General features: G+C 70.1%; 27 protein-coding genes, 2 tRNA genes and 1 riboswitch. Of the genes, 18 read left to right on the top strand and 11 right to left on the bottom strand.

The window, feature by feature from the left end; all coding sequences use genetic code 11:
* The first annotated feature begins 71 nt into the window (after nucleotides 1-71).
* Nucleotides 72-224: riboswitch (FMN riboswitch) on the top strand.
* Between the two features lie 36 nt (nucleotides 225-260).
* From ribD to VFL28_07195, 5 genes are read left to right on the top strand one after another with little or no spacing between them, the layout of a single operon-like run.
* Nucleotides 261-1,409, top strand: coding sequence for a bifunctional diaminohydroxyphosphoribosylaminopyrimidine deaminase/5-amino-6-(5-phosphoribosylamino)uracil reductase RibD (gene ribD / locus VFL28_07215; GenBank protein HET7264441.1), 1,149 nt, complete (start codon nucleotides 261-263; stop codon nucleotides 1,407-1,409).
* Nucleotides 1,410-1,420: 11 nt separating this feature from the next.
* Nucleotides 1,421-2,137, top strand: coding sequence for a riboflavin synthase (locus tag VFL28_07210; protein ID HET7264440.1), 717 nt, complete (start codon nucleotides 1,421-1,423; stop codon nucleotides 2,135-2,137).
* A complete protein-coding gene (locus VFL28_07205) occupies nucleotides 2,137-3,327 on the top strand; it encodes a bifunctional 3,4-dihydroxy-2-butanone-4-phosphate synthase/GTP cyclohydrolase II (protein HET7264439.1) in 1,191 nt (396 codons plus the stop codon). The genes VFL28_07210 and VFL28_07205 overlap by 1 nt, the downstream gene beginning before the upstream one ends.
* Complete coding sequence (ribH, locus tag VFL28_07200; GenBank protein ID HET7264438.1) at nucleotides 3,324-3,830, top strand: 6,7-dimethyl-8-ribityllumazine synthase; 507 nt, start codon at nucleotides 3,324-3,326, stop codon at nucleotides 3,828-3,830. The genes VFL28_07205 and ribH overlap by 4 nt, the downstream gene beginning before the upstream one ends.
* Nucleotides 3,817-5,421, top strand: coding sequence for an amidohydrolase (locus VFL28_07195; protein ID HET7264437.1), 1,605 nt, complete (start codon nucleotides 3,817-3,819; stop codon nucleotides 5,419-5,421). The genes ribH and VFL28_07195 overlap by 14 nt, the downstream gene beginning before the upstream one ends.
* Here the strand turns inward: VFL28_07195 and VFL28_07190 are convergent.
* The 5 genes from VFL28_07190 to VFL28_07170 all read right to left on the bottom strand — a co-directional run bounded on the left by VFL28_07190 (nucleotide 5,394) and on the right by VFL28_07170 (nucleotide 8,021).
* Complete coding sequence (locus tag VFL28_07190; GenBank protein HET7264436.1) at nucleotides 5,394-5,663, bottom strand: zf-TFIIB domain-containing protein; 270 nt, start codon at nucleotides 5,661-5,663, stop codon at nucleotides 5,394-5,396. The two genes, VFL28_07195 and VFL28_07190, sit on opposite strands and share 28 nt — an antisense overlap.
* Nucleotides 5,664-5,773: 110 nt before the next feature.
* Nucleotides 5,774-6,382: a Fe-Mn family superoxide dismutase gene (locus VFL28_07185; GenBank protein HET7264435.1), complete on the bottom strand. Its 609-nt coding sequence runs from the start codon at nucleotides 6,380-6,382 to the stop codon at nucleotides 5,774-5,776.
* 426 nt (nucleotides 6,383-6,808) lie between these two features.
* Nucleotides 6,809-7,189: a hypothetical protein gene (locus VFL28_07180; GenBank protein HET7264434.1), complete on the bottom strand. Its 381-nt coding sequence runs from the start codon at nucleotides 7,187-7,189 to the stop codon at nucleotides 6,809-6,811.
* 25 nt (nucleotides 7,190-7,214) lie between these two features.
* A tRNA-Leu gene (locus VFL28_07175) sits at nucleotides 7,215-7,301 on the bottom strand.
* Nucleotides 7,302-7,349: 48 nt separating this feature from the next.
* Nucleotides 7,350-8,021 carry an HAD family hydrolase gene (locus VFL28_07170; GenBank protein HET7264433.1) on the bottom strand — a complete coding sequence of 224 codons (672 nt, stop codon included), beginning with the start codon at nucleotides 8,019-8,021 and terminating at the stop codon, nucleotides 7,350-7,352.
* Nucleotides 8,022-8,235: 214 nt separating this feature from the next.
* Between VFL28_07170 and ssb the strand changes: the two genes are divergently transcribed.
* From ssb to VFL28_07125, 9 genes are all read left to right on the top strand, one after another.
* Nucleotides 8,236-8,667: a single-stranded DNA-binding protein gene (ssb, locus tag VFL28_07165; GenBank protein ID HET7264432.1), complete on the top strand. Its 432-nt coding sequence runs from the start codon at nucleotides 8,236-8,238 to the stop codon at nucleotides 8,665-8,667.
* A 753-nt stretch (nucleotides 8,668-9,420) separates the two neighbouring features.
* Nucleotides 9,421-10,311: a replication-relaxation family protein gene (locus VFL28_07160; GenBank protein ID HET7264431.1), complete on the top strand. Its 891-nt coding sequence runs from the start codon at nucleotides 9,421-9,423 to the stop codon at nucleotides 10,309-10,311.
* A complete protein-coding gene (locus VFL28_07155; protein HET7264430.1) occupies nucleotides 10,308-11,960 on the top strand; it encodes a type IV secretory system conjugative DNA transfer family protein in 1,653 nt (550 codons plus the stop codon). Before VFL28_07160 ends, VFL28_07155 begins: the two co-directional genes overlap by 4 nt.
* A gap of 60 nt (nucleotides 11,961-12,020) precedes the next feature.
* Nucleotides 12,021-13,142, top strand: a complete 1,122-nt coding sequence (locus tag VFL28_07150) for an FAD-binding oxidoreductase (protein HET7264429.1) — start codon at nucleotides 12,021-12,023, stop codon at nucleotides 13,140-13,142.
* Between the two features lie 19 nt (nucleotides 13,143-13,161).
* Nucleotides 13,162-13,980 carry a TatD family hydrolase gene (locus VFL28_07145; GenBank protein HET7264428.1) on the top strand — a complete coding sequence of 273 codons (819 nt, stop codon included), beginning with the start codon at nucleotides 13,162-13,164 and terminating at the stop codon, nucleotides 13,978-13,980.
* Nucleotides 13,959-15,140 carry a M48 family metalloprotease gene (locus tag VFL28_07140; GenBank protein ID HET7264427.1) on the top strand — a complete coding sequence of 394 codons (1,182 nt, stop codon included), beginning with the start codon at nucleotides 13,959-13,961 and terminating at the stop codon, nucleotides 15,138-15,140. The genes VFL28_07145 and VFL28_07140 overlap by 22 nt, the downstream gene beginning before the upstream one ends.
* Entirely contained in the window at nucleotides 15,141-15,869 is a 729-nt protein-coding gene (locus VFL28_07135; GenBank protein ID HET7264426.1) for a 2-phosphosulfolactate phosphatase, read from the top strand. It abuts the gene before it with no gap.
* Nucleotides 15,866-16,897, top strand: coding sequence for a polymer-forming cytoskeletal protein (locus tag VFL28_07130; GenBank protein HET7264425.1), 1,032 nt, complete (start codon nucleotides 15,866-15,868; stop codon nucleotides 16,895-16,897). Before VFL28_07135 ends, VFL28_07130 begins: the two co-directional genes overlap by 4 nt.
* 44 nt (nucleotides 16,898-16,941) lie before the next feature.
* Nucleotides 16,942-17,017 (top strand) — tRNA-Arg (locus VFL28_07125).
* Nucleotides 17,018-17,024: 7 nt separating this feature from the next.
* Here VFL28_07125 and VFL28_07120 read toward each other — a convergent pair.
* Nucleotides 17,025-17,357: a hypothetical protein gene (locus tag VFL28_07120; protein ID HET7264424.1), complete on the bottom strand. Its 333-nt coding sequence runs from the start codon at nucleotides 17,355-17,357 to the stop codon at nucleotides 17,025-17,027.
* A 201-nt stretch (nucleotides 17,358-17,558) separates the two neighbouring features.
* Here VFL28_07120 and VFL28_07115 point away from each other — a divergent pair, with 201 nt between their 5' ends.
* Nucleotides 17,559-17,762: a hypothetical protein gene (locus tag VFL28_07115; GenBank protein ID HET7264423.1), complete on the top strand. Its 204-nt coding sequence runs from the start codon at nucleotides 17,559-17,561 to the stop codon at nucleotides 17,760-17,762.
* Between the two features lie 57 nt (nucleotides 17,763-17,819).
* On the opposite strand, the gene VFL28_07110 is transcribed toward VFL28_07115, so the two are convergent.
* Together VFL28_07110 and nirK are read right to left on the bottom strand one after the other, a co-directional pair.
* On the bottom strand, nucleotides 17,820-17,981 hold the full coding sequence (locus tag VFL28_07110) for a hypothetical protein (GenBank protein HET7264422.1): 162 nt from the start codon (nucleotides 17,979-17,981) through the stop codon (nucleotides 17,820-17,822).
* Nucleotides 17,982-18,137: 156 nt separating this feature from the next.
* Nucleotides 18,138-19,181, bottom strand: coding sequence for a copper-containing nitrite reductase (gene nirK / locus VFL28_07105; protein ID HET7264421.1), 1,044 nt, complete (start codon nucleotides 19,179-19,181; stop codon nucleotides 18,138-18,140).
* Nucleotides 19,182-19,503: 322 nt separating this feature from the next.
* Between nirK and VFL28_07100 the strand changes: the two genes are divergently transcribed.
* The gene (locus VFL28_07100; GenBank protein HET7264420.1) at nucleotides 19,504-20,148 is read left to right on the top strand and encodes a LysE family transporter; all 645 of its coding nucleotides are present in this window, start codon (nucleotides 19,504-19,506) and stop codon (nucleotides 20,146-20,148) included.
* 130 nt (nucleotides 20,149-20,278) lie between these two features.
* Nucleotides 20,279-20,923, top strand: coding sequence for a DUF5666 domain-containing protein (locus tag VFL28_07095; GenBank protein ID HET7264419.1), 645 nt, complete (start codon nucleotides 20,279-20,281; stop codon nucleotides 20,921-20,923).
* 48 nt (nucleotides 20,924-20,971) lie between these two features.
* On the opposite strand, the gene VFL28_07090 is transcribed toward VFL28_07095, so the two are convergent.
* The gene (locus VFL28_07090) at nucleotides 20,972-21,751 is read right to left on the bottom strand and encodes a methyltransferase domain-containing protein (protein HET7264418.1); all 780 of its coding nucleotides are present in this window, start codon (nucleotides 21,749-21,751) and stop codon (nucleotides 20,972-20,974) included.
* 77 nt (nucleotides 21,752-21,828) lie between these two features.
* Here VFL28_07090 and VFL28_07085 point away from each other — a divergent pair, with 77 nt between their 5' ends.
* A complete protein-coding gene (locus VFL28_07085; protein ID HET7264417.1) occupies nucleotides 21,829-22,236 on the top strand; it encodes a hypothetical protein in 408 nt (135 codons plus the stop codon).
* 3 nt (nucleotides 22,237-22,239) lie between these two features.
* Here VFL28_07085 and VFL28_07080 read toward each other — a convergent pair whose 3' ends face one another.
* Nucleotides 22,240-22,680, bottom strand: a complete 441-nt coding sequence (locus VFL28_07080; GenBank protein HET7264416.1) for a hypothetical protein — start codon at nucleotides 22,678-22,680, stop codon at nucleotides 22,240-22,242.
* A 3-nt stretch (nucleotides 22,681-22,683) separates the two neighbouring features.
* Nucleotides 22,684-22,983 (bottom strand): class I SAM-dependent methyltransferase, encoded by a 300-nt coding sequence (locus tag VFL28_07075; GenBank protein HET7264415.1) that lies wholly within the window; start codon nucleotides 22,981-22,983, stop codon nucleotides 22,684-22,686.
* Nucleotides 22,984-22,987 lie beyond the last annotated feature (4 nt).

Here is a 22,987-nt window from a genome sequence, read left to right as displayed (position 1 = left end):
CCCGCCCGCCGCCGGTTGCCCGCGGGCTTTCGCGCGTGCTATAGTGTCTACACAACTGAAGAGAACACGCCACGGACCTTCGGGGCAGGGTGAGCCGGGGATCTCGCGCCGCGAGGCGCGCCCGGCAATTCCCGATCGGCGGTACAGCCCGCGAGCCGGCTTCGGCCGGCACGATCTGGTGAGATTCCAGAGCCGACGGTACAGTCCGGATGGAGAAGGTTGATTGGCCTGATCAGCACGGGTGCCGGTACGCCCCGAGGGTGGTGGTTCTGTCCTCGGGGTGTCGTTTTTTGACGGAGACCGAACGCCGGGCCACTGACGAAGGCTACATGCGCGAGGCGCTCTCGCTCGCGCGGCTCGGGGCGGGGACCGTCAGCCCCAACCCTATGGTCGGCGCCGTCGTGGTGGCGGACGGCCGCGTCGTCGGCCGCGGATATCACCCGAAGCCCGGGGAACCTCACGCCGAGATCTTCGCGCTGCGGGACGCGGGGCCGTCCGCGCGCGGCGCGACGCTGTACACGACGCTGGAGCCGTGCGCCCACACCGGCCGGACCGGGCCCTGCACGGAGGCGATCGTCGGTGCGGGCGTGAGCCGCGTAGTCGCGGCCATGGTGGATCCGGATCCGCAGGTACGCGGCGCCGGCCTCGCGCGGCTGCGCGAGGCCGGGGTGGAGACCGCGGTCGGCGCGGGCGAAGCCGCGGCGCGCCGCCTCAACGAAGCCTATATCAAGCACCGTACGACCGGCCTGCCGTTCGTCACCGCGAAGTGGGCGATGACGCTCGACGGGCGCATCGCCACGCGCACCGGCGATTCGCGCTGGATTTCGAGCGCGGCGTCGCGCGCGCACGCCCATCGCGTTCGCGCCGTCTCCGATGCGGTGCTGGTCGGCGTGGGGACCGTGCTGCGGGACGATCCCGCGTTGACCGCGCGCACCGGCGAGGCTGCGAGGCCCGCGGGGGGACCGCGTCGCGTGGTGCTCGACAGCCGTCTGCGGACGCCGCCCGTCGCGCGGGTTTTGGCCCGCGACGGCATCTCGGTCATCGTCGCGACGACCCGCGCGGCGTCGCCCGAAGCCCGCCGTGCGGTTGAGGCGCGCGGCGCCGAGGTGCTGGTCTGCGACGGGCCCGACGAGCGCGTCCATCTGCCGGCCCTGCTACGGGAGTTGAGCGCGCGCGGCGTGCTGAGCCTGCTCGTCGAGGGCGGCGCCGCGGTGCACGGGGCGTTCCGTGAGGCGGGGTTCGTGGACAAGGTGCTGGTGTATGTCGCGCCGGTGCTCGTGGGCGGCGGCCCCTCCGCCGGCGCGGGCTCGGGCGTGGCGGCGATGGCGGACGCGTGGCGGCTCGGACCGGTCGAGGTGCAGCGGTTCGACGACGACGTCTTGATCGAAGCCTATACGCGGCGGGGATAGAGGCGGCCGCGGTGTTCACCGGGATCGTTGAGGGAATGGGCCGGGTGCGCGAGATGCGCCGCGACGGGCGGGGCGCACGTCTCGTCATCGACGCGGGCGGCATGCTCGACGGTGACGCCCTTCGCATCGGAGACAGCGTCGCCGTGAACGGCGTGTGTCTTACGGTCGTAGCCCGCGACGGCGGCACGTTCACGGCCGACCTGTCCGAGGAAACCCTCGCGCGCACGACGCTCCGCCGGCTGGCTTCCGGCACGACGGTTAATCTCGAACGGCCGGTGCCGGCGGCGGGCCGGCTCGGGGGCCACATCGTGCAGGGGCACGTGGACGGCGTCGGGCGCGTCGCCGCGCTCCACCGGGAGGCGGAAGGGCGGCGGCTCGAGATCACGGTGCCGTCCGCGCTGGCTCGTTATGTCGTCGACAAAGGCTCGGTCGCGGTCGACGGTGTGAGCCTCACAGTCGCCGGCGTCAGGATGGGGGGGCGTCCGGCCGCGGGGCGGTTCGGGGTAGCGCTGATCCCGCACACCTGCGAGATCACGACGCTCGGCGAGCTCGAGCCCGGACACGAAGTCAACCTTGAAATGGACATTTTGGCAAAGTACGTCGAGCAGTTGACGGCGGGGCTCCGTCGCGGCGCCGAGCCGCGGGCGGCGGTCATTAAGCGCCGGCGGCGCGCCCCAAAGGGACTCGCCGACGGGAGGCGCCGGCAGCGAAAGGCGGTGGGGAAGTAATGGTCGAGGCTGCCATCGCGGCGATTCGCGGCGGCGGGTTCGCGATCGTCGTGGACGACGAAGACCGCGAGAACGAAGGCGATCTCGTCCTGGCCGCGGAGCACGCCACCGCGGAAAAAGTCAACTTCATGCTGACCCACGCTCGAGGCCTCGTCACGGTCCCGCTGTCGGCGGACCGCGTGGACGCGCTTGAGCTGCCGCTGATGGTGTCCAACAACACGTCGCGCCAACGGACGGCGTTTACGATCTCCGTGGGCGCGAAGAATAAGATTTCGACGGGCATTTCCGCGCCGGACCGCGCGGCGACCATCCGCGCCCTCGCCGATCCCGCAACCCGGCCCGCGGACCTCTCGCGGCCGGGCCACGTCTTCCCGCTGCGCGCGACGCCGGGCGGCGTGCTGCGCCGCGCCGGGCACACGGAGGCCGCGATCGACCTCGTGACGCTCGCGGGGCTTCGGCCCGCCGGCGTGTTGTGCGAGATCATGAACGGCGACGGGACGATGGCGCGGCTGCCGCAGCTCCGCGAGTTCGCGGGCCGGCACGGCCTGCCGATCATCTCGGTTCAGGATCTGATCCGCTACCGCATCGCGCGCGACCGCTTCGTACGCCGGGAGGGCGAGACGCGCCTGCCCACGACGTTCGGCGAGTTCACCGCGGTCGTCTACGAGAACACGCTCGACGGCGCGAGCCACCTCGCGCTGACCTACGGCGACCTCTCCGGCGACGATCCGGTGTTGGTGCGCATGCACTCGGAGTGCCTCACCGGCGAGGTCTTCGGGTCGCTGCGCTGCGACTGCGGGGAGCAGCTGCGCGCGGCGCTTCGGGCGATTGCGCGGGTCGAGCGGGGCGCGCTGGTCTACATCCGCCAGGAAGGCCGGGGCATCGGCCTGACCAACAAGATCCGCGCCTACGCGCTGCAGGACCGGGGGCGCGACACCGTCGAGGCGAACGAGCTGCTCGGGTTTGCGCCGGACCCGCGCAACTACGGCGTCGGCGCGCAGATTCTCACCGATCTGGGGCTGCGGCGGATCCGGCTCCTGACGAACAACCCCGCGAAGCGCGTGGGCCTCGAGGGCTACGGCATCGAGGTCGTCGAGCGGGTGCCGATCGAGGTGCCGCCCAACCCCGAGAACTACCGCTATCTCTCGACGAAGCGCCACAAGCTCGGGCACCTTCTGTCCGTCGAATGACCGCGGGCGGCCGCGCGGATCGGACGGGCGCCGCGCCGGACGGTCGGGGCCTGCGGTTGGGGATCGTCGTCTCCCGGTTCAACGAGCACATCACCTCGCGTCTGCTCGCGGGGGCGCAGCAGGCGATCGCGCGCTGCGGGATCGAGCGGCCGCCGGCCGGAGACGTGGTGTGGGTCCCCGGGACGTGGGAGCTGCCCATCGCCGCCCAAGCGCTAGCCCGCTCCGCCCGCTACGACGCGATCGTGTGCCTCGGGTGCGTCATCCGCGGCGAGACGACCCACGACCGGATGATCGCGCTCGGCGCCGCGACGGGGCTTGCCCGCGTGGCACTCGACGAGCGCATTCCCGTGACGCTGGGCGTGTTGACCGTGCAGACGGTGGCGCAGGCCGAGGCGCGCAGCGGCGGCGCGCGCGGCAACAAAGGAGAAGACGCGGTGTTCGCCGCGGTGGAGATGGCGCGCACGCTGCGGAGCATGCGAGGAGAGACCGATGGACTACGGTGAGACGCTCTTCGAGAACGGAATCATCCACACCGGCGATCCGGACAGGCCGCGTGCGACGGCGCTCGTCGTCCGAGGCGAATGGATCGCGGCGACCGGCGACCGCGCGGAGCTTCGCGACGAGTTTCCGCGGGCCCGCCGCTTCGATCTCGGCGGGGCCGCGATCTTCCCGGCGTTCACGGACAGTCACATCCATCTCGCCGCGGTCGGGCTCGCGATGCGCAGCGTGGACCTCGGCGGAACCCGGTCCCTGCAGGACGCCGTCGCGACGGTGGCGGCGGCCGCCCGCACTGCGCCGGCGGATGCCTGGCTGCGCGGTCGCGGCTGGGACAAGAACCTCTGGCCCGAGGGACGGTTCCCCGGACGCATGGATCTCGATCCCGTTACCGGTGGCCGGCCGGCGGTGTTCCGCAGCAAGGACGGTCACGCCGCGTGGGTTAACTCCGTGGCGCTGGCGCGCGCCGGCATCGGCGCCGCGACGCCGGATCCCGAGGGTGGAGTTATCGTGCGCGACGTCGGGACCGGCGAGCCCACCGGGCTGCTCACCGAGCGCGCGCTCCACGCGGTGACGGCGCTCGCGGAGACGGCGTCGCCCGAACAGCTCGAGCAGGCGATCCGGGACGCGACCGGCGCGGCGCACCGGGCGGGCATCGGAGCCGTCCACGTCGTCGAGGGCGGCGACGTCCTCGGCGCGTTTCAGCGCCTGCGCGCGCGCGGCGAGCTCAGGGTACGGGTGTGCATGGCGATTCCCGAGGAGTCCCTCGACGCCGCAGTGGCGGTCGGACTGCGGACCGGCCTCGGCGACGCGTGGCTGCGGATCGGGGGCGTGAAGATCTTCTCGGACGGCGCCCTCGGCCCGCAGACCGCGAGCATGCTCGAGCCGTACGACGGCCAGCCCGACAATCGCGGCGTCGTCGTGCGGACGCGCGAGCAGCTGCGGGACCTCGCGGCGCGCGCGTCCGCCCACGGGATCGCGGTGACGGTGCATGCCATCGGCGACCGCGCGAACCGGTGGGTGCTCGACGCGATCGAGGCGGCGCAGGACGACTCGCGCCGCCACGGGCTGCGCCACCGCATCGAGCACGTGCAGGTGCTGCACCCCGACGATCTGCCGCGGTTCGCTCGCCTCGGCGTCACGGCGTCGATGCAGCCGATTCACTGTACGCAGGACCGCGACATCGTCGACCGCTATTGGGGCGGGCGGGGCCGGTACGCCTACGCGTTCCGGTCGCTGCTGCGCGCCGGCACGCATCTTGCGTTCGGGTCGGACGCACCGGTCGAGACGCTGGATGTGCTGACCGGCATCTACGCGGCGGTGGCGCGCAGGCGCCGGTCCGAGCCGGAGCGGCCCGCGTGGCGTCCGGAAGAGGCGCTCACGGTTCGCGAGGCGGTGGACGCGTACACCGCGGGCGCCGCGTACGCCGCAGGCGAGGAGACTGTGAAGGGACGGCTGGCGCCGGGCTGCGTCGCGGACTTCGTCGGACTCTCGGAGGATCTCTTCGCGATTCCGCCGGAACGCATCCCGGAGGTCCGGGTGCGCCTCACCGCCGTCGGCGGAACGGTGCGCTATTCGGAGTCGTCGAGCTCGTCCTGATCCCCTTCGGCGTCCGGTTCGCCGTCTTCGTCCACCCACAGATCCGGTCCGAGAAGCGAGGCGGCGTCGTCGTCTTCGCTCTCGATGCGGATTTCTTCTTGGGAGCCGCACTCGGGGCATTCGTACACGAGCACTTCGCCGACGTCGTCGGCGGTGATCAGCTCCATCTCTTCCTGGCACTCCGGGCAGACGCGCGTTAGAGGAATCTCGCGGGTGTCATCGCGACGGCGACGATCGCTCATGACGCGGTCCATCTTCGGTGGACCGCCCGCACCTCCTCCCGGGGATCGCCGCACAAATGCGCGAAGCCCGGCCGTGATTCGACCGGGCTCCGCAGCGCGACTCCGGTACGTTATCGGTTGAGGATGCCGAAGTGGTCGGCGCGCTTCGTGATGACGTCCCAGTCGAGGTTCTTGAAGAACGCGTCGACGTACGAGGCTTTGCCGGTGCCGTAGTCGATGAAGTACGCGTGTTCGAAGCAGTCGAGCGCAACGAGCGGCGTGCCGTTCCAGATCGGGTACGTGTTCTGCTCGTCGCCGATGTAGTTGAGACACATGCCGGAATCCCAGTCGTAGGCGAGCCACGCCCAGCCGCGCGCCGCGAGGCCCGTGGCCTTGAGATCGGCCTGCCAGTTCTCGAACGACCCGAACGCCTTTTCGATCATCTGCAACAGCTTGCCCGACGGCTTGCCGCCCTTGCCGCCGAGATGGTCGAAGTACAGTTCGTGATTCTTGACGCCGCCGATGGCGCGCGTCAATTCGACTTTAAGTTCGCGGAGCTCGGAGTAGGTGGGATTCGCCTTCGAAAGGTCGACCTGGCCGCTTGCCAGGCGGTCCAGGATCTCGTTGGCCTTGCCGACATAACCCTGGTAGAGCTTGTAGTGTTCTTCCATCGTCTTCTTGCTGATGCCGGTCAGCTCTACCTCGAACGACCGAAACTTCCTGGCCTCATACTTGGCCATTCACTGTCCCTCCTCTCGGGATGTCTGGCGAACCCGCGCCGGCGCGAGCCGGTTGGCGGGGTACTGGCGGAAGCCTACGGTGGAACGGCACCGTGGCGGAATGCGAAGCGGACGCGTTCATTATAGGACCGCGTTTGCGCGGCGGGCAACCCCGAACACGCGGCGGAGCGGGCCAAGGGTTGACTTAGCCCGTCCCGTGGTGTCGGCGAATCGGGTCCGGCCGGAGGCCGGCGTGCCGTGGCGCCGGCGCAGTAGTCTTGTAGTCGCCCTTCCGGTAGGTCCCGCGGTGGCCGCACGATGGACACGCATGGTAGTTTGCCGCGAACGTTGCCCGCGCGAAGTCGCGTGCGTCCATCCGGATGCCTGTGTCGAACTCCCGCCCGCAGGCCGCGCACCGAACGCTCAGCACAAGACGCGCCATTCGCCTCAGTCCGTTCCCGGCGCCGAAGGGCCTCCGGCGGCGCCGCGCACGATGTCCGCGCGGCGCCACAGACGATGCCGGCCCGTGCCCCAGTAGGGTTGCGGCAGCGACCCGTCAGATTCGTGGGTCAGCAGCGTAGCGGGCGGACGTCCCAGCACTTGGGCCGCCTCGATCACGGTGACGACGTCCTCGCCGTCTCGCGCCGCGCGGCACAGGGCGGCGAGAAATGAGTCCGCCGGCGCGGGCCGCGACAGGAAGAACTCGACCGCGCTTCGCCCGTGCGACTGTTTGATGACGTTGGCGAACCGCTGCAGTTCCTCGGGAAACCCGCGCAGGTGATGGAGGACGATCGCATCGAGGCCGCCGGGGCCGGAAGCGTCAGGCATGGGCGCCGATGCCCGCGCGGTCGTCTGGTGCCGAAGGGGAGACTCGAACTCCCACGGGCTTTCGCCCACTACGCCCTGAACGTAGCGCGTCTGCCAATTCCGCCACTTCGGCACGCGTCGTTCGATGCGCCATCAGCATATCCGAGCCCTGAGAGGGGTGTCAAGGCAACTCCAGTTGGTCGACCGTCTCGGGCAGCGCGCGGAGGTCGGGCAGCACGCGGGCCGGCGACGCGCCGGTGACGGAGTCGTCGTGGCGGTTGATGAAGACGGTCCGGTAGCCCAGCGCCGCGGCCGGGACCATGTCGTGAAACAGGCTGGCCGCGATGTGGATAGTGCGTTCCGGCCCCGACCCGGTCTGCGCCCGAAACTCCCTCCAGTGTCCCAGTGCCGGCTTGTAGCTGCGGCAGTCCTCGGCCGTGACGATGACCTCCGGCGTGACGCCGAGCAACCGAACGGACGTTTCTATGAGATCGCGGTCCACGTTGGAGAGGATCCCAAGGCGGTAGCCGCGGCGGTGCAGCCGCCGCAGCACCTCCGGCACCTCCCGAAAGGGTCGCCACCGAGGCAGTGACTCGGGAAGCACCCGCTCCCGGCCCGCCGGCAGCGGGCGACCGAGTTCGCGCATCAGGCGGCCGCTGGCCTCGGTCAGCACCTCCCGGTACGGGCGGTAGGTCTCGTGCTCTACTTCGGCTTCGATCTCAATGTAGCGCCGCGCGAAAGCGTGCCGGTCGGGCGATGCGTCGAGAAACGGCCCGAGCGCCTTCGCCACCCCGTCCTCCCAGTCGATGAGCGTGCCGTAGCAATCGAACGTCAGCCAGTTTGCGCGCGCCATGGCGCCTGCTTCGGCGGATATCGAGCCGGCGCCTGGATCACGAGTGTGGACCGACGGCGCCGGGTGTTTATCGTGGGGGTCGTGCGGGGATGGATGGAATCGCCGTGTTCGGGAAGTAGGGTTTCGCCCGCCGCGCCTGCAGACATATGACTATATTGACATCTATACACTATGATGTTAAAGTGCCGGTACGCAGTCACCGGAGGCGAAGCACATGCTGAATCGCATCGAGCTGATCGGCCGTCTGACCAGGGATCCGGAACTCCGGTACGTGGCCAACGGGCACGCGATGGCGCAGTTCACGATCGCCGTCAACCGAGACTTCAAGAACGCCGCGGGTGAGCGTGAGGCCGACTTCGTCCGCTGTGTCGCCTGGCGCAAACTCGCGGAGCAGGTCGGCCAGTACTGCGTCAAGGGCCGGCTCGTCGCCGTGGAAGGGCGGCTGCAGACGCGCAACTACGAGTTGCCCGACGGGTCGCGGCGCACGCTCACAGAAGTCATCGGCGATCGGGTGTGGTTCCTCGACGGACGCCGCACCGAAAGCGAGGGCGACGGGCAGGCGGCCGCCCCGGAGGGGCAGGACGCGCAGCCGGAACTCATCGGCGATCCGGAGGACGCCGCGCTCGAGACCGTCGCCGACTCGTAAGCACGCTCCGCGACTACCGCCTCGCAACGTCCGCTTGGCCCGTGGCGGGGCCGCACCGGCGGAACAAGTTCGGGCCGCCGCCGGCGATCTCAGACGCGGCCCCGCCGCCAGCGGATCTTGATTATCCGAGCTGCACCGCGCAAAATTGTCGGAGAATTGCGCACGGGCCGGGCGAGGGCGATATTTCCTTGGTCCACTCCAACGCTGCAGCGCGCTTAGCTGCCCTGTCCTCCACAGCCGAACGGCCCAGATTTTTCGTTTCCGAGTTCTCGACGAGAACGTACGCGCTACCACGTGACCGTTCCAGCTTTCCGCCGCGGCGCGAACAATAGTTGTGTGTTGACATCTATACATCTCACCATCTATTATAAAGGCGTTGGTTTAGCGACTGCCGCGAGCCAAGGGCAACGGCAGCGCGGCATCGGGCGACCCTCGAGCGGCGCCCCAAGTGACCAGCCGGCCCGATTGACCGCACGGCTCATCGCAGGACCGGAACACGCAGGGTAAGGGAGTATCGAACGTCGATCGTACATCCGGCAGGCACTACCCGCATTTCGGACGCGAGTGCGCGCGTAGACGAGGCACCCGTTGAGGTGGACGCTTCACCCCCTCAGAAGCGTCGGGCCTGACCAGCCCCCTCGTCGACGCGCGCCGCGCGTCCTTTAGCCTCGCACCGCGTTCGCGTTTCGTCCGCTCGTTCTGCCGCACTCCCGGCTCACCGTTTTCAACCCGCGCCGAAAGGAGCTGATCGCCATGCGCTTATGGGAGCGCGCGGCGCCGGCGTTCGCCTGCCTCACGCCGTGCGACCGCGCGTTGCTTCACGTGCTTCGCGATCTCCATTATTTGACGTGCCCGCAGGTCCACCGCGCCTGTTATCCCGGTCTGTCCCTGTCGAGTGTCCGGGCGCGTCTCGGTGAACTGCGGCGCCGCAGGTTTCTCAGATGGTTCCGCCGAGACGCCTTCACCGACCGGCGCGCGTTCTGGGGGTTGGCGCCACTCGGTCGCGCCGCGGCGGGTGCATTGAACGCCGCGGACGCCGCCCCGGTCCGCCGCGACGATCCGTCGACGCCGCGGGCCGGCGCGATCGCGGCACTGCACCTCGATCACCTCATCGAGACCAACGACCTCTTCTGCGCCCTGTGCGAGCACGCGCGGACCCGGCGTCTGCCGCCGACCCTCTGGCTCGCCGGGTGCCGCTCCGTGATCGACCTCGATCAAACCCGGCTCGTGCCGGACGCCGTCGTGCTGGCCGCGGCGCCGGACCGCGGGTGGTGGACCTACTACCTCGAGCGCGATCGCGGCACTATGCCGCCGGCGGCGATGCGCGACAAGTTCGAGCGGTACACGCTGCTTCTCAAAGTCGCATGCGCGCAAACGGACGATCCGGCGTGGGCGGCCCGTGCGGGTGCTTGGCTATTGCTGGCCTGTGACGACGACCGGAGGGCTGAGCGCCTCGCCGCGCTTGCGGTGGACTCCGGTATCCACCGTATCTGGGCGGGCAGCGCGGAAGCCTGCGCGGCCGGTCTCGTCGCGTCGCTTGACGGAGCGGGCGCGCCGACAGAATGGCCGCCGCCGCCCGTGTGGGCGGCCGGCGCGCTCGCGATACCCCTTGTCGATCAGTTGGGAGAGGAGGATCGGAGATGACTCGCCTGTGGAAACCCGCCGGTCTTCTGGCCACCGGTCTCGCGCTCGCAAAGTTGTCGTCGCTGTGCGCGGGTAACCCGGCCGCGGGGATATCGTCGGCCGGGGCCGCCTGGATTTGCTTGATCGCCGCGATCGTCGCCGCCTGTCGCGCCCGTCGTCGCGCCGTCCCGCTTCCGGCAAGCGCCGCGTGGGCGGGCTGGACCGAGGCCGCCGATCTCGCCCGAGGGGGTGCGCTGCTGCTCGGCCTGTGGCCGTCGCCGCGCGTGCCGCTTCCGCTCTACCTCGACGAAGAGCAGGCGTCCGCGCATACCCTGGTCCTCGGACCGTCCCGGACCGGCAAGACCGCGGGCGTCATCGCGCCCAACGTGCTGCTGCGCGATCCGTCGCGCGAGAGCATCGTCGTTCTCGATATCAAGACCGGCCCGCGCTCGCTGTGGAACGTCACGGCGGGCCGCTATGGTGCGCGCGCGCATCTGTTCTGCCCGCTGTTCGACGGGTCGATTCGATACAATCCGCTCCACCGCGCCGTGACGATCGGCGAAGCGCAGCGCATCGCCGCGCTGCTGATCCGCAATACGACACCCCGGGATCTCTCCGGCGACGCGCAGGTGTACGCGTCGGCGGCCGCGGACCTGGCGGCGCTCCTCTTTCTGCACGTGCAGAGCGCGCGCGCCACGGGGGGCCATACGGTCGGGTCGGTATACCGTCTCCTTCTGGGCGGCACCGGCGCCGTCCGGGCGGCGTTGGCCGGCAGTCCTGTGAGCGAGGTGCGGCAGCTGGCCGGCGCGTTCGCGGCGCGCGAACGGCGCGTGCGCGAGGCGGCGGTAACCGGTCTGCTGCAACGGCTGTCGCCGTGGGCCGACCCGATCGTCGACGATGCCACGGCCGGCCACTGGGATCTTGGCCGGCTCGGCCGGGAACCGGCGGCGCTCTACATCGTGCTGCCGGAGACCGACGCGTCGCGGCTCCAGCCGCTCGTCGCGTGGCTGGTGGCGGATCTGCTCGACACGTTGATCGAGCAGGCGGACCGCGGCGAGCGCCGGCGTCCGGTCCGCCTGTTTCTCGACGAGTTCCGGCGCTTTGGATACCTCGCGGGTTTGAGCGACCGGCTGCCCACGCTGCGCGAGCGGGGCGTCAGCGTGGTGCTCGGCGCGCAGGTGCTCAGTCAGATCGAGGAGGTCTACGGGGTTCGCGATGCGCGCACCCTGGTGGCCAACACAGAAACGAAGCTGATCTTCCGCGCGGGCGATCTCGAGACCGCGCGCAGCGTCAGCGCCTGGCTCGGCGACACCACCGTGCCCGCGGTCTCGCGGACGGTCGGCCCGGGGGGCACGCGGGCCACCGTGCACCCATATGTGCGGCCGCTCGCCATGCCCGATGACATCGCCCGGATGCCGGACGGGATCGTGCTGGCGCTGACGGGTCGGCGCCGACCGTTCGTCCTCCGGCAGGCACGCTACTTCGACCCGACGGTGCGGGCGCTGCTCCCGCCCGCCGCGGATCCGCCGTTTGCGCTGCGGTCCCGGGCGAGCCGCGAGGCGGTGACCGCGGCCGGCGCTGCGCCGGCGGTCAGGTTGCCTGACCCCGCGCCGCGGCGGTCCGCTCCCCGGCCGCACGGCGGGGTGCGTGTCTCGCCTCGTGCGACGTAGCCGCGCACGCGCGGGCGGGCGGGGTAGGGCCCCGCCCGCCCGCGAAGAAGCCGGAAACGCATGAACAGCACCGCGGACGTGGTCGTCATCGGCGGCGGGATCGTCGGGCTTTCCGCCGCGTATTTTCTTGCGGACGCCGGCGTGCGCAACGTCGTCGTCCTCGAGCAGGGAACGGTCGGCTCGGGCGCGACCGGCCGTGCGGCCGGCGTCATGCTGGTGCAGAGTGGGACGGAGGCGGATCTGCGCTTCCAGCTCGAGGCGATTGCCGTTCACCGACGCTTCCGCGACGAGATGGGGACCGACCTGCGCGCGACCGGTTCGCTGCTGCTGTGGCGGTCGGCCGGCCACGCCCAGGCGGCACGCGATCGAATCGGGTTTCACGCGGCGTGCGGCATCGCCGTGGACGCGCTCGGCCCGGACGAGCTGCGCCGGGAGTTTCCGTACCTGGCCGCCGAGGGCGTCGCCGTCGCAACACGCTCGACGGACGATCAGTGGGCCACCCCGCTCGCCACCGTTCAGCGCTTGGCGGACTCCGCGCGGCGGCGCGGCGTGGTGATCACGGAAGGGTGCCGCGTCGTGGACATCGAGACCGACGGCAACCGCGTGCAGCGCGTCGTCACCCAGGAGGGAGGCGTGGCCGCCGGTCGGGTGATCAACGCCGCCGGGGCGTGGGCCCGCGACCTGGGCGAGTTGAACGGGGTGCGTCTGCCGGTGTCGCCTCGGAAACGGCAGGTCTTCGTCGTGCAGCCGCCGGCCGAAGTACCCCCGGACTCGCCCTTTATTATGGAAGAAGAGGATGACTTCTACTGCAAGACGCGGGCCGAGGGCCTCATCATGGTGTGCGGCCAGCCGCCCGGCGAGACGCTCGACGCCGTCGTCGAGTGGGGCTATCTCGACGACGCTCTGTCCAGGACGGAACGGCGCATTCCCGCCGTGCGCTCGATGCCGATCGTCGGAGCGTGGGCGGGCATCCGGCCGGTCTCGCCCGACGGGCGGCCGTCGCTCGGGGCGGTCCCCCAACTCGAGGGATACTACGTCGCGGGCGGCTTCGGCGGCCAGGGGTTCACGCAGGGACCACTGGGCGGCCGGCTCGTCGCCGAATTGATCGTCACCGGACAGCCGAGCCTTGACCTGACGCCGTTCCGGCCGGACCGCGGGGCCCGCCCGTCGCACCCGCGCTGACCCGCCGCCGGCCCGCGACGTGTGGATCGACGCACATCTCCATCTGGACGCGGCGGCGTTCGACGCCGACCGTGACGACGTCGTGGCGCGGGCCGCGGGGGCGGGCGTCGGGCTGATGGTGTCCGCCGCCACGACCGTCCCGAGCGCAGAGCGCGTGCTCGCGCTCGCCCGCCGGTATCCGGCGGTGCGCGCGGCCGTCGGCATCCATCCCGAACACGCCGGCGAGGCGGACACGGCCGCCCTCCACGCGCTCGAGCGCCTCGCCGGCGATGCGGCGGTCGTGGCGATCGGTGAGATCGGCCTCGATTATGTTCATGGGGCGGGGACCAAGGCGGCGCAGGCCGCCGCCTTCCGGGCGCAGGTGCGCCTGGCCGGCCGCCTCGACCTCCCGGTGGTCGTGCACGATCGTGAGGCACACGACGACGTCGAGCGGATACTGTTAGAGGAAGGCGCGACGAGGGTAGTCCTTCATTGTTTTTCGGGTACACCGGATATGGCGGCGCGGTGCGCCGCCGCGGGTTGGATGATTTCGCTTGCGGGGCCGGTGACGTTTCGGAACGCCGGCGTCCTGCGCGATGTGGCCCGCCGGGTTCCCGAGGAGCGGCTCCTTGTAGAGACCGACGCGCCGTATCTGAGCCCCGTGCCGATGCGCGGCCGGCGATGCGAGCCGGCGTTTGTCGCGTACACGGCCCGCGCGGTCGCGGGGCTGCGCGGCGCGTCGCCCGCCGCGCTCGAAGCGGCGGTCGAACGGAACGCCCGGCGCACCTTCGGCGTTTCGACTTCGGGGGAGAGGTCTCCGTCCCGGAGCGCCGAACGGTGGCCGAAAAAGGAGCGATGAGCGGCGGAATGAGCGGGCGCGGGCACCTCACGCGATGGATCGCGGTGACGCTGACCGTCGTTGCCGCGGCCGCCCCGCTCGGCTTCCCGGGCGGCGGACTCCCGGCCGTCGACGCGCTGACGTTTCCGTCGACGGCGGACGAGGTCAAATTCGGCGCCCAGGTCGCCAAGTCGATCGAATCGCAGTTCCGCCTCATCACCGATCCGGCGCAGGTCGGGCGCCTGCAGCGCGTCGGCGACGCGCTCACCCGCGTCGTCGAGCGGCAGGACCTCACGTACCACTTCAAGATCGTCTCGGTGCCCGGCATCAACGCGCTGTCGATTCCCGGCGGGTGGGTGTACGTGACCGAGGGCATGATGCGGTTCGTGCGGTCCGACGACGAACTCGCCGCCGTGCTCGCGCACGAGCTGACGCACGTCAACCACCGGCACTACTACATTCAGGCCGACCGCGAAAAGCGCATGACGCCCGCGCTGCTTGTGGCGCTCGTGCTGTCCGTGCTCGCGCACTCGCCGGTGCCGCTGCTCGGCGCGCAGATCTCGCTGCAGGCCGTCATGAACGACTACCAGCGCGACCTGGAGCACGAGGCCGACCTCAACGGGGTGACGTACCTCACCAAAGCCGGGTACTCCCCCGTGGCGATGTTGACCCTCATTGAGCATCTCGCGCAGGAAAGCCGCTTCAACGGCCAACCCGTGACCGGGCTCGAGGACCACCCGCTGCCCCAGGAGCGCGTCGACTATATCCGTGCCGACCTGCAGAGCCGCCGCATTCCGATCGTGCGCCGGCCCGTTGAAGGGTACCTCAAAATCTCGCTCGAGCCGCCGCAGCCGGCGCCGGGCGCTCCCGTGACCATCCGTGTCGACGGTCAGCCGATTGCGACCTTCGGCGCCGCGGTCGCGGGGGCGAGCGCGGCGGACCGCGCCCTCGCGCTCGCGGTTCGCCTCGATATGTTCTTCAATCGCGACCCCGAGCCGTTCGACGTTCGCGCGGTCGCGGCCGGGGGCACCTGGAACGTGGTGGGCGGGGAGATGCCGCTGTTCGAGGTTACGCCCCAAGACGCGGCATTCGCGCAGACCTCCGCGCAGGCGATGGCGGAGGAGATGCGCGCCAGGCTCGCGCGTGTGATCTCGGCGGCGCCCTACGTCCGGAAGTTCTGAGTGGAAATTCACGTCGCGTTCCTGCCGCAGGAGGCGGGCGACGTGCGCCGCCGCGTCGCCGTGGTGATTGATGTGCTTCGCGCCACGACATCGATTCTGACCCTTTTGGAACGCGGCTGCGCCGAAGTGATCGCGGCGCCGGACGTGGAGAGCGCCCGAGGCTACGCGGCGGGATCGGCGCTGCGGGTGCGCACCGCCGGGGAAGAGGGCGGCCTGCCGCCCGCGGGGTTCGAGTTCGGCAACAGCCCGTCCGCCTTCGCGCGCGCGGACGTCGCGGGAAGCAGGGTAGTCATCGCGACCACGAACGGGACGCGGGCGCTTCACGCCGTTCGGCTGGCGCCGGTCGTTTTCGCGGCGTGCCTGCGCAACCGGGCGGCGGCGGCCCGCGCCGCCGCCGCGGCGGCGCGGGACGGCGGCCTCGATCTCACCGTGGTCTGTGCCGGCCGGGAGGGCCGGTTCAGCCTGGACGACGCGTACGCGGCCGGCGGTGTGGCCGACGCGCTCGTCGAGTATTTCGCGGGGCGCGCCGACTACCGCGCAACCGATGCCGTCCTGGCCGCGCGCACGCTGTATCGTGCGTGGCCCGATCCGATCGAGGTGTTCCGGCAGACGGCCGGCGGCCGGAACGTGCTGGCCATCGGCCTCGAAAAGGATCTTGACTACTGCGCCGTCCGGGACGGCTCGGAGTTCGTGCCGCGGGTCGGAGACCGGCTCACGCTGCTGGGATGATGATCCGGCGCGTACTCTCGCGGGCTTGCGCCACTGCCGCCGCCGTTGTCGCGGCCGCGGCGCTTGCGGGCACCGCGGCGCAGGCCGGGGAAACGCTGCTCCGCATCGGGGACGCGACGGTGCCGCCGGGCACGATCGTGTACGGGGACGCCATCGTAATCGGCGGCACACTCGACGTCGGCGGAACCGTGACCGGCAACGCGTCTGCGACCGCGGGTTCGGTGCACGTCGGCGGGCACGTGGGCGGCGACGTGCGCGCGACCGGCGGCAATGTCATCCTCGACTCTACGGCCGTCGTCGACGGGACGGTGCAGGCCACCGGCGGCAGCGTGCGCATCGCGCCGGGTGCGGTGATCCGAAAGGCGCCGCCCGGACACCCGGCGCCGCCGAACCCCCAGGTCCCGTCGGTGCCGCCGATGCCGTTTCCGCCGCCCGCGGCTCCGCCGTCGTCGCCGCCGTGGCTCTCTCCCGGCTTGCCGCCGTGGATGCCGCCGGCGATCTTCGGCATCATCGCGGCGTGGAAGATTGTCGCGGGGCTGCTGTTTCTGCTCTGGGCGGCGACCGTCGTCGGGACGGCATGGATCACCGCCGCGTTCTTCCCCGGCGTCACCGCGGCGGTAGTGCAGGCCCTCGAACGAAGCCCCGCGGGCTCGGTGCTCGCGGGCGTTCTCGTGTGGCTGCTGCTCGGGCCCGCCGTGGTGCTGCTCGTGCTGAGCGTCGCGGGCATTCTCCTTGTGCTGGTGCTACTGGCGGCTCTGCTGATCGCGATCCAACTGGGGTTCAGCGCCGTCGCGGTGCTCGTGGGACACCGCGTCCATCCGGGCCGGATCGCGTTTGAAGCGCTGATCGGCGGGCTGCTGCTGGCGATCGCCTTTGCGATTCCACACCTTGGGTGGTTGGCCGGTTTCGCCGCGGTGACCTGGGGTACGGGCGGTGTGATCATGGCCATCGTTGAGCGGCGGCGGCACGGACCGGTCCCGCCCGCGCCGACGGTTCCGCCGCCTGCGCCCGCGGCTCCGGCGGTGTAGCGGAGTCTCGGCCCTACGTCTTTGTTATAATAGTAGGGACGCGCGCGCCCGTAGCTCAGCGGATAGAGCGCCGGCCTCCGGAGCCGTAGGTCGGGGGTTCAAATCCCTCCGGGCGCGCCATCTTCTGCTATCCGGCGTCTTCGTCGGCTTTCTCTAGAATTATCTGGACGGGACACGCGGAGAGGCATCGCACGACGCCGTCTCCGACCCGGTGAAGGTCTTGCAGCAGCTGCATCGCGTTGGAGTCGGTCCCGCCTTCCTGCTCCATCCAGTCGACCAGGCCCTCCATCGCGGCGCAAAGATGCGCGAGGGCCGCGCGGATCTCCTCCGGAACGCCGGCGCGCGGACGGTCGGCGCCGCGAATTGCGCGCACAGTGCGCATCGTCTGGATGAGCGCGACGTCTTGATCGGTGCGTGTCCCTTCGAAGTCGTGCCAAAAATCACTGCCGAGATGCGACAACGTCTGCCTCCCGTATTGATTGCCGCCGCGTTTCGATAAGATTTCTTGCCGCGGTGCGTCATGCCTGCGCCGGCGACCGAAAAACCTCACCAAATTCTTACCACGAGATAACGCAACATTCCAGGAAATCTCTGCGACGCACAGAATTACGAGTTATCGAGTTCGGTTCGGCGCTGCCGGAACCAATTGGGGGGCGTGAGGATGCACCTCAAGGACGTAGTGCGTGAGCTCGCAGACCTGATTTGGCAACAAGAGCAGAAGATTGCGCATGCCGCCGAAGACCCCGTGTTAAGCTACGTCCATGACGCCGTAGTCACCGAACTGGACTACCGGCGCCGCATGCTCGAGCTGGATCGCCGGTTGAACGAACTGGAGGCTGTTACACAGCCCGCCATTACCGGCTGACTGGACGGCGCCGGACGCCACGGGTGCGGCGTCGCGGTCGGCGGTCTCGGGTACCTTTCACACGCGGGCGCGTTTGTCGACGCGCTCGTTGCGCGCCGTGTCCCTGTTCATCTGCGGTGCGCCGACGGCTACGAACTCTCCCAGGTGATCGTCCGCGCCGCCGATCTGAATGCCCTCCTCGTCGAGACGCCGGCCGGTCCGGAGCTGGTCTGCCGGCACGCCGTCACTTCGATCGTGCTCGTAGACGAGAAATTGCTGCCACCGCAACGGTAATTCGAGCGGGCCGGTAGCGTCGTTTCCCTCCGACTTCGGAGGCGCGAGCACAGGCTCCGCGCCGGCCGCGGCCGGGCGCGGAGCCCGCGGTCCCGCCCGTTTTCATACGCCGGGCGTCAATGGCTTGAAGATCTGCGGCTGAGCGGGTCCGGCGACGTCGATCACCGCGAGCATGCCCTTCCTGACGACGCGGGTGATCGCATGATCGACCAGCCTGACGGATCCGGGCACCGGCAGGGCGAGGTCGCCCACCAGCGTGCTGCCCGGGCCGACCGTGACCGTCTGCATGTACGCGTCCGCCGCGGTTCTGAACGATCCGTTGCCCCACACCCTCGTCCAGATGTTGCCAATCGGGTGGAAACTGCTCGTCAAGTTCGGTCCGCCGTTGACGAAAAAGATCCGTATGGTCTCTCCGACCTTGGCTTTCAGCGCCCCGTAGCCGTCCGGGGTCACCGCCTTCTTTTGTCCGTTCAAGAGCACGTGCGTTGGATTCTCCCGCAGCAGGGCGTCGAAATCGAAGGTGCGGTAGCCGTCCGGGCCCGCGGACTGGCCCACGTACATCTCGTTCTGGCCGAGGTAGAATTCCCGCGATACCGGAGGCAGGCCCTGTTCCGGTTCCACGACGATCATCCCGTACATGCCGCTGGCGATGTGATAGTCGAGGTCGGCGACCGCGCAGTGGTACACGAAGCTGCCGGGATAGAGCGCCTTGAAGTAGAGGCCCTTTTCCTGTCCGGGTTTGGCCAGCAGCGCTTCCATGCCGCCGCCCGGTCCGTAGACCGCGTGGAAGTCGACGGTATGCGGCATGAGGTTTTCGCGCGGATTTCTGAACGTGAGCTGGACGGTATCGCCCACCCTGATGCGGAGCAGCGGGCCCGGCACTTGACCGTCGAACGTCATGTAGAGGAACTTGAGACCCGGCTCGATCTCAGCCACAACCTCTCGGGCCGTGAGCGTGAGGGTATGATGCGCGGCCTGCGACCGGCGGATTGGCGCCGGGACGGCGGCCGGGTTTGCGGCAACACGTTTCACCAGCGGCATCTGTGGTGGAGCAGCCTGCGCGCTCAACTGCGCCGCCAGCGGCAGGCCCGCCGCGGAGCCGGCGGCGACGCCTCCGAAGGCGCGGAAGAATGCGCGGCGATTCATCGCGGCTGATCCGTTGCTCATACAAACGCCCCCCCCTGGAGTAGGGTGGAGTGCGAACCTACACTACTCCAGGCTACGCGTACCACGCGGCCGCTCGGCGCGCATCGGATCAGAGCCTGATCTTGCCTCGGACGGGGGCACGACGGCGGACTGGTGAAGGTGGTCCAGGATCCTCGCCGCGCCGACAAAGGCGGCGACCAGGCCCAGCGCCAGGACCTGCTGCCATGTCAGTCCGGATCCGAGGGGGGTCGTCATCATCGGCTCCTTGGGGCATATGCGCCCGGTCCGCTGTCGAGCATAGGCGGTGCGGGCAGGCGCCGATATGATCCCGGTCACAGGCCTGTATAATCCCTGTATGTTGTTCTTGAAGGCATTTGTCATCGGGCTGTCGATCGCGGCGCCGGTCGGGCCCATCGGCGTTTTGTGCATCCGGCGGACGCTCGTGTTTGGTCGCCGGGTCGGTTTCGTGTCGGGCCTCGGGGCCGCCACGGCAGACGCGTTGTACGGCGCCGTCGCGGCCTTCGGACTGACTGTGTTGTTCCGCTTCTTCGTGCAGAACGCCCGGCCGCTCCATCTCGCCGGCGGCGCCTTGCTGCTGGCGATCGGGATTCGCACAATGCTCGCGCGGCGCGATCTCGCGGCCTCCGCGGGTACGGACGCACGGGGTCCCGCGCTCCTCCCAGCGTACGCGTCCACGTTGTTCCTGACGATCACCAACCCGATGACGATCATCAGCTTCGCCGCGGTCTTCGCGGTAATCGCGCCGGCGGGCGGCCTGAACTTTGGCTCCGCCGCCCTCACGGTGGCGGGCGTGTTCCTCGGATCCGCGGCGTGGTGGCTGATCCTAAGCGCCGGAGTCGGCGCGCTGCGGCAGGCGGCGGGCGCCCGCGTGCTTGCCTGGGTGAGCCGGCTTTCGGGCGCCGTTATCGCCGGCTTCGGTGCGGCGCAGCTGGTCGAGCGGGTCTAACGGATCGGGACCCGGCCCTTCACATCTCCGAACAAATTTTCATAAACGTAGCGGAACCTTTCCGCCCCCGCCTGCGATTTAGACTCGATTACAGCCGGTGAAGACACCAAGAACACGGGAGGAAGGCGGAGTGCAGAAGGCTCGGTTCTACCCAATCGTTATCGCGCTGATCGCGGTTCTGGCGGCGGGCTTCACGTTCGTATCCGTCAAGCGGCACGCGTCCGCGCAGACCCAACCGCCCGCGCAGGGCGGGCAGCACCGCGGCAGTCGCGTGTTCGGCACGATCCAGTCGGTCTCGACCGGCTCGTTGGTCGTGACGGGCCGCGACGGTACGTCGTACACCGTGAAGACCACGACGGCGACGAAGGTGCTCACGCAGGCCGCGGCCCGTATCACCGAGATCAAAGCGGGCGATATGGTTCGCGTCGTCGCGCAGAAGTCCGCGGACGGCTCGCTGACCGCGGAGGCCGTGCGGGCTGCGCCGGCCGGTCTCGGCTCCGCGGGGCCGGGCCGCGGCGGCGTCCGCGACTCTGGCTCGGGCCGCGTCTTCGTGGCGGGGTTGGTGGCGGGCGCGACCGGCTCGTCGCTCTCCGTCGCATCGAGCGCCGGCGCGGCGACGACGGTCGCGGTCCCGGCGTCGGCGCGGATCTCCAAACTGACCGCCGTGCCGGTGGCCAGCCTTGCCGCGGGCGCGCACGTGGCGGCGATGGGGACGCTCAACGCGGACGGCTCGTTCTCCGCGACGACGATCATGGTGCTGACGGCGCGGCGGTAACGCCCCGGCGCGGTCAGTGCCGCCGGCCCGCGGCCGGCCGCCATGGAATTAACGCTTGACCCCGAGGACGACGGCCTCGCCCCACGAAAACGCGAGGTCGCCGTCCTCGGGCCGTATCTGAAACTCCGCGCGGGCCTTCGGGCCCGCGTTCACGAACTCGGTCCGCAGCGCCGCGGCGCCCGCCTCGCTCATGCCGCCGCGTCGCGCCCACTCGTTGAAGTGCTGGGGGATCGCCGTCCGCTCGGCGGCGCGGACGTCGAGCCCGGCCGCCTCGAGGAGCGCGCGCAGCCGGCTCGGCGGGATATTGCGCACATGAGAGTTGTCGCGCGTTACTTCCCAGCGGTTCATCAAATCGTCGAGCGCCGGGTCCTCGGGCGCGCACGTGTCCTCGACGACCACGCGGCCGCCCGTCCGGGCGACCCGAACCATCTCGGCGATTGCGCGGGCCGCGTCGGGGAAGTGGTGGGACGCGTAACGGCACACGACCAGGTCGAAGGCGCCGCTCCGAAACGGCATCGCCTCTGCGTCACCGAGGCAGAATGTCACGTTGGTCAGGCCTCGTTGGTCGCGCAGGCTCCGTGCCTCGCGCACCATGCCCGCCGTGAAGTCGAGGGCCACGACGCTCCGGGAGCGTTCGGCCATCGCGAACGCCGTGAACCCGGTCCCCGTCGCGACGTCCAAGACCCGGTCGGCGGGAGAGGGCGCGGCGAGGCGCTTCAGGATGTCGAGCCCCGGCGACTGCTCGTGACGCCGGCTGACCGTGTACCATTCAGCCTGGCGCCCGAATTGTGACTGCACGGCCTTCTTCGCGTCGGTTTCGTTGCACACACGCATCCCTCCGGCGGCTCTCTCCCACGTCGGCAGGTGGGGGAGGAGCGCGTCGCCGCCGCGCGAATCACCGGCCCATGACAATAGCCGCGTGGCACGGGTCGACGTTGCTCCTGAGTCTCACACTGGCCGGAGACGCCCTGTGCTTTCTGTTCGCGTTCTTCGGCGATCTGACGGGGCGATTCCGGATGCCGCAACTGTTCTGGTGGATTCTCTGGCTGGCGCAGGTGCCCCTCGCGATTATGGCGCTCGCGGGCATGGCGCTCTTCGCCGGCGGGGCGCGGCCACGCACGCCGTACCATCTCATGTACGACGCGCTGATCGTGCTGACGCTGCTGGCGTTGTTCGTGCTGAGGCCGGGCGGCGCGCTGCGCGCATCGTTGAACGAGCGGACCTACCGCGAGTCGCGCTGGATGGTGCTGCTCGTCCTCTTTCTCGGGAGCTTGGTCGGCCGGGCGTACATGACCGGCATGCTCGGACGGTAGTCCTCAGGCTTTCTCCAAGACGGTCAACCGCGATAGGGTGACCACGAGAATTCGGGCGCCGGGGTGGCGCCGAAGCAGGTTGCGCAGCCGCCGGAGCGTCGTCGCATCCACGGTCGCATACGGATTCGTGATCGCGTATCGCTCTAGCTCCGCGGGGCCGGCGGCGTAGGAGCGGATTTCGAAGAAGTCGGAGGCCGTGTGCCGGAATAAGCCGCGGCGCACGACTTCCCTGATCGCCCGGTCGGCGGCGCGGAAATCCGCGAGAGGCCGGTTGATCTTCAGCGGACCCGCGTGGAAGCGCCGTCTACCCGCCAGGCAGTAGACTTGGTCGTGCCGCGCCCGGACGTGCGCGAACCGATCGCTGCGCAGATCGACCAGCATGCCGTGCGGCCGGAGCAGGCGCCGGGCAGCCGTCAGGGCATGAACCATGCCCTCGCGGGGCACTCATCACAACGATCCGGAAAAGATCGCGACATCGAAGCGGCGGCGTGAGATCCCCGGATGCTCGGCCGTCCCCAGGCGGTATTCAATCTTTCGGCTCAACCGTCGGGGAGTCAGCGCGCGGGCTCGGTCGAGGGCCGCGCCGTTTGGGTCGATGCCTACGACGGTCCGCGCCGCGCCGGCGACGCGGCGCGTCAGCCGTCCGTCGCCGCACCCCACGTCCAGGACGCGCGCGTCATCGAGCCGCACCCGGCGCCGCAGGACGCGAACCTCCGCATGCTCGGGGTCCCGGCGCCAGCCCTTCATCAGG

The organism is bacterium (assembly GCA_035691305.1).
Lineage (GTDB): Bacteria > Sysuimicrobiota > Sysuimicrobiia > Sysuimicrobiales > Segetimicrobiaceae > DASSJF01.
Note: the sequence above shows the minus strand (reverse complement) of the source record. Positions and strands in the feature narration are given on the sequence as shown.

What these genes read in the sequence shown, in the direction of transcription:
- VFL28_07205 (HET7264439.1), top strand. Translation starts at nt 2,137, where the DNA reads ATGGTCGAGGCTGCCATCGCGGCGATTCGCGGCGGCGGGTTCGCGATC.
- ribH (HET7264438.1), top strand. Translation starts at nt 3,324, where the DNA reads ATGACCGCGGGCGGCCGCGCGGATCGGACGGGCGCCGCGCCGGACGGT.
- VFL28_07195 (HET7264437.1), top strand. Translation starts at nt 3,817, where the DNA reads ATGGACTACGGTGAGACGCTCTTCGAGAACGGAATCATCCACACCGGC.
- VFL28_07190 (HET7264436.1), bottom strand. Translation starts at nt 5,663, where the DNA reads ATGAGCGATCGTCGCCGTCGCGATGACACCCGCGAGATTCCTCTAACG.
- VFL28_07185 (HET7264435.1), bottom strand. Translation starts at nt 6,382, where the DNA reads ATGGCCAAGTATGAGGCCAGGAAGTTTCGGTCGTTCGAGGTAGAGCTG.
- VFL28_07180 (HET7264434.1), bottom strand. Translation starts at nt 7,189, where the DNA reads ATGCCTGACGCTTCCGGCCCCGGCGGCCTCGATGCGATCGTCCTCCAT.
- VFL28_07170 (HET7264433.1), bottom strand. Translation starts at nt 8,021, where the DNA reads ATGGCGCGCGCAAACTGGCTGACGTTCGATTGCTACGGCACGCTCATC.
- ssb (HET7264432.1), top strand. Translation starts at nt 8,236, where the DNA reads ATGCTGAATCGCATCGAGCTGATCGGCCGTCTGACCAGGGATCCGGAA.
- VFL28_07160 (HET7264431.1), top strand. Translation starts at nt 9,421, where the DNA reads ATGCGCTTATGGGAGCGCGCGGCGCCGGCGTTCGCCTGCCTCACGCCG.
- VFL28_07155 (HET7264430.1), top strand. Translation starts at nt 10,308, where the DNA reads ATGACTCGCCTGTGGAAACCCGCCGGTCTTCTGGCCACCGGTCTCGCG.
- VFL28_07150 (HET7264429.1), top strand. Translation starts at nt 12,021, where the DNA reads ATGAACAGCACCGCGGACGTGGTCGTCATCGGCGGCGGGATCGTCGGG.
- VFL28_07130 (HET7264425.1), top strand. Translation starts at nt 15,866, where the DNA reads ATGATGATCCGGCGCGTACTCTCGCGGGCTTGCGCCACTGCCGCCGCC.
- VFL28_07115 (HET7264423.1), top strand. Translation starts at nt 17,559, where the DNA reads ATGCACCTCAAGGACGTAGTGCGTGAGCTCGCAGACCTGATTTGGCAA.
- nirK (HET7264421.1), bottom strand. Translation starts at nt 19,181, where the DNA reads ATGAATCGCCGCGCATTCTTCCGCGCCTTCGGAGGCGTCGCCGCCGGC.
- VFL28_07100 (HET7264420.1), top strand. Translation starts at nt 19,504, where the DNA reads ATGATCCCGGTCACAGGCCTGTATAATCCCTGTATGTTGTTCTTGAAG.
- VFL28_07085 (HET7264417.1), top strand. Translation starts at nt 21,829, where the DNA reads ATGACAATAGCCGCGTGGCACGGGTCGACGTTGCTCCTGAGTCTCACA.
- VFL28_07075 (HET7264415.1), bottom strand. Translation starts at nt 22,983, where the DNA reads ATGAAGGGCTGGCGCCGGGACCCCGAGCATGCGGAGGTTCGCGTCCTG.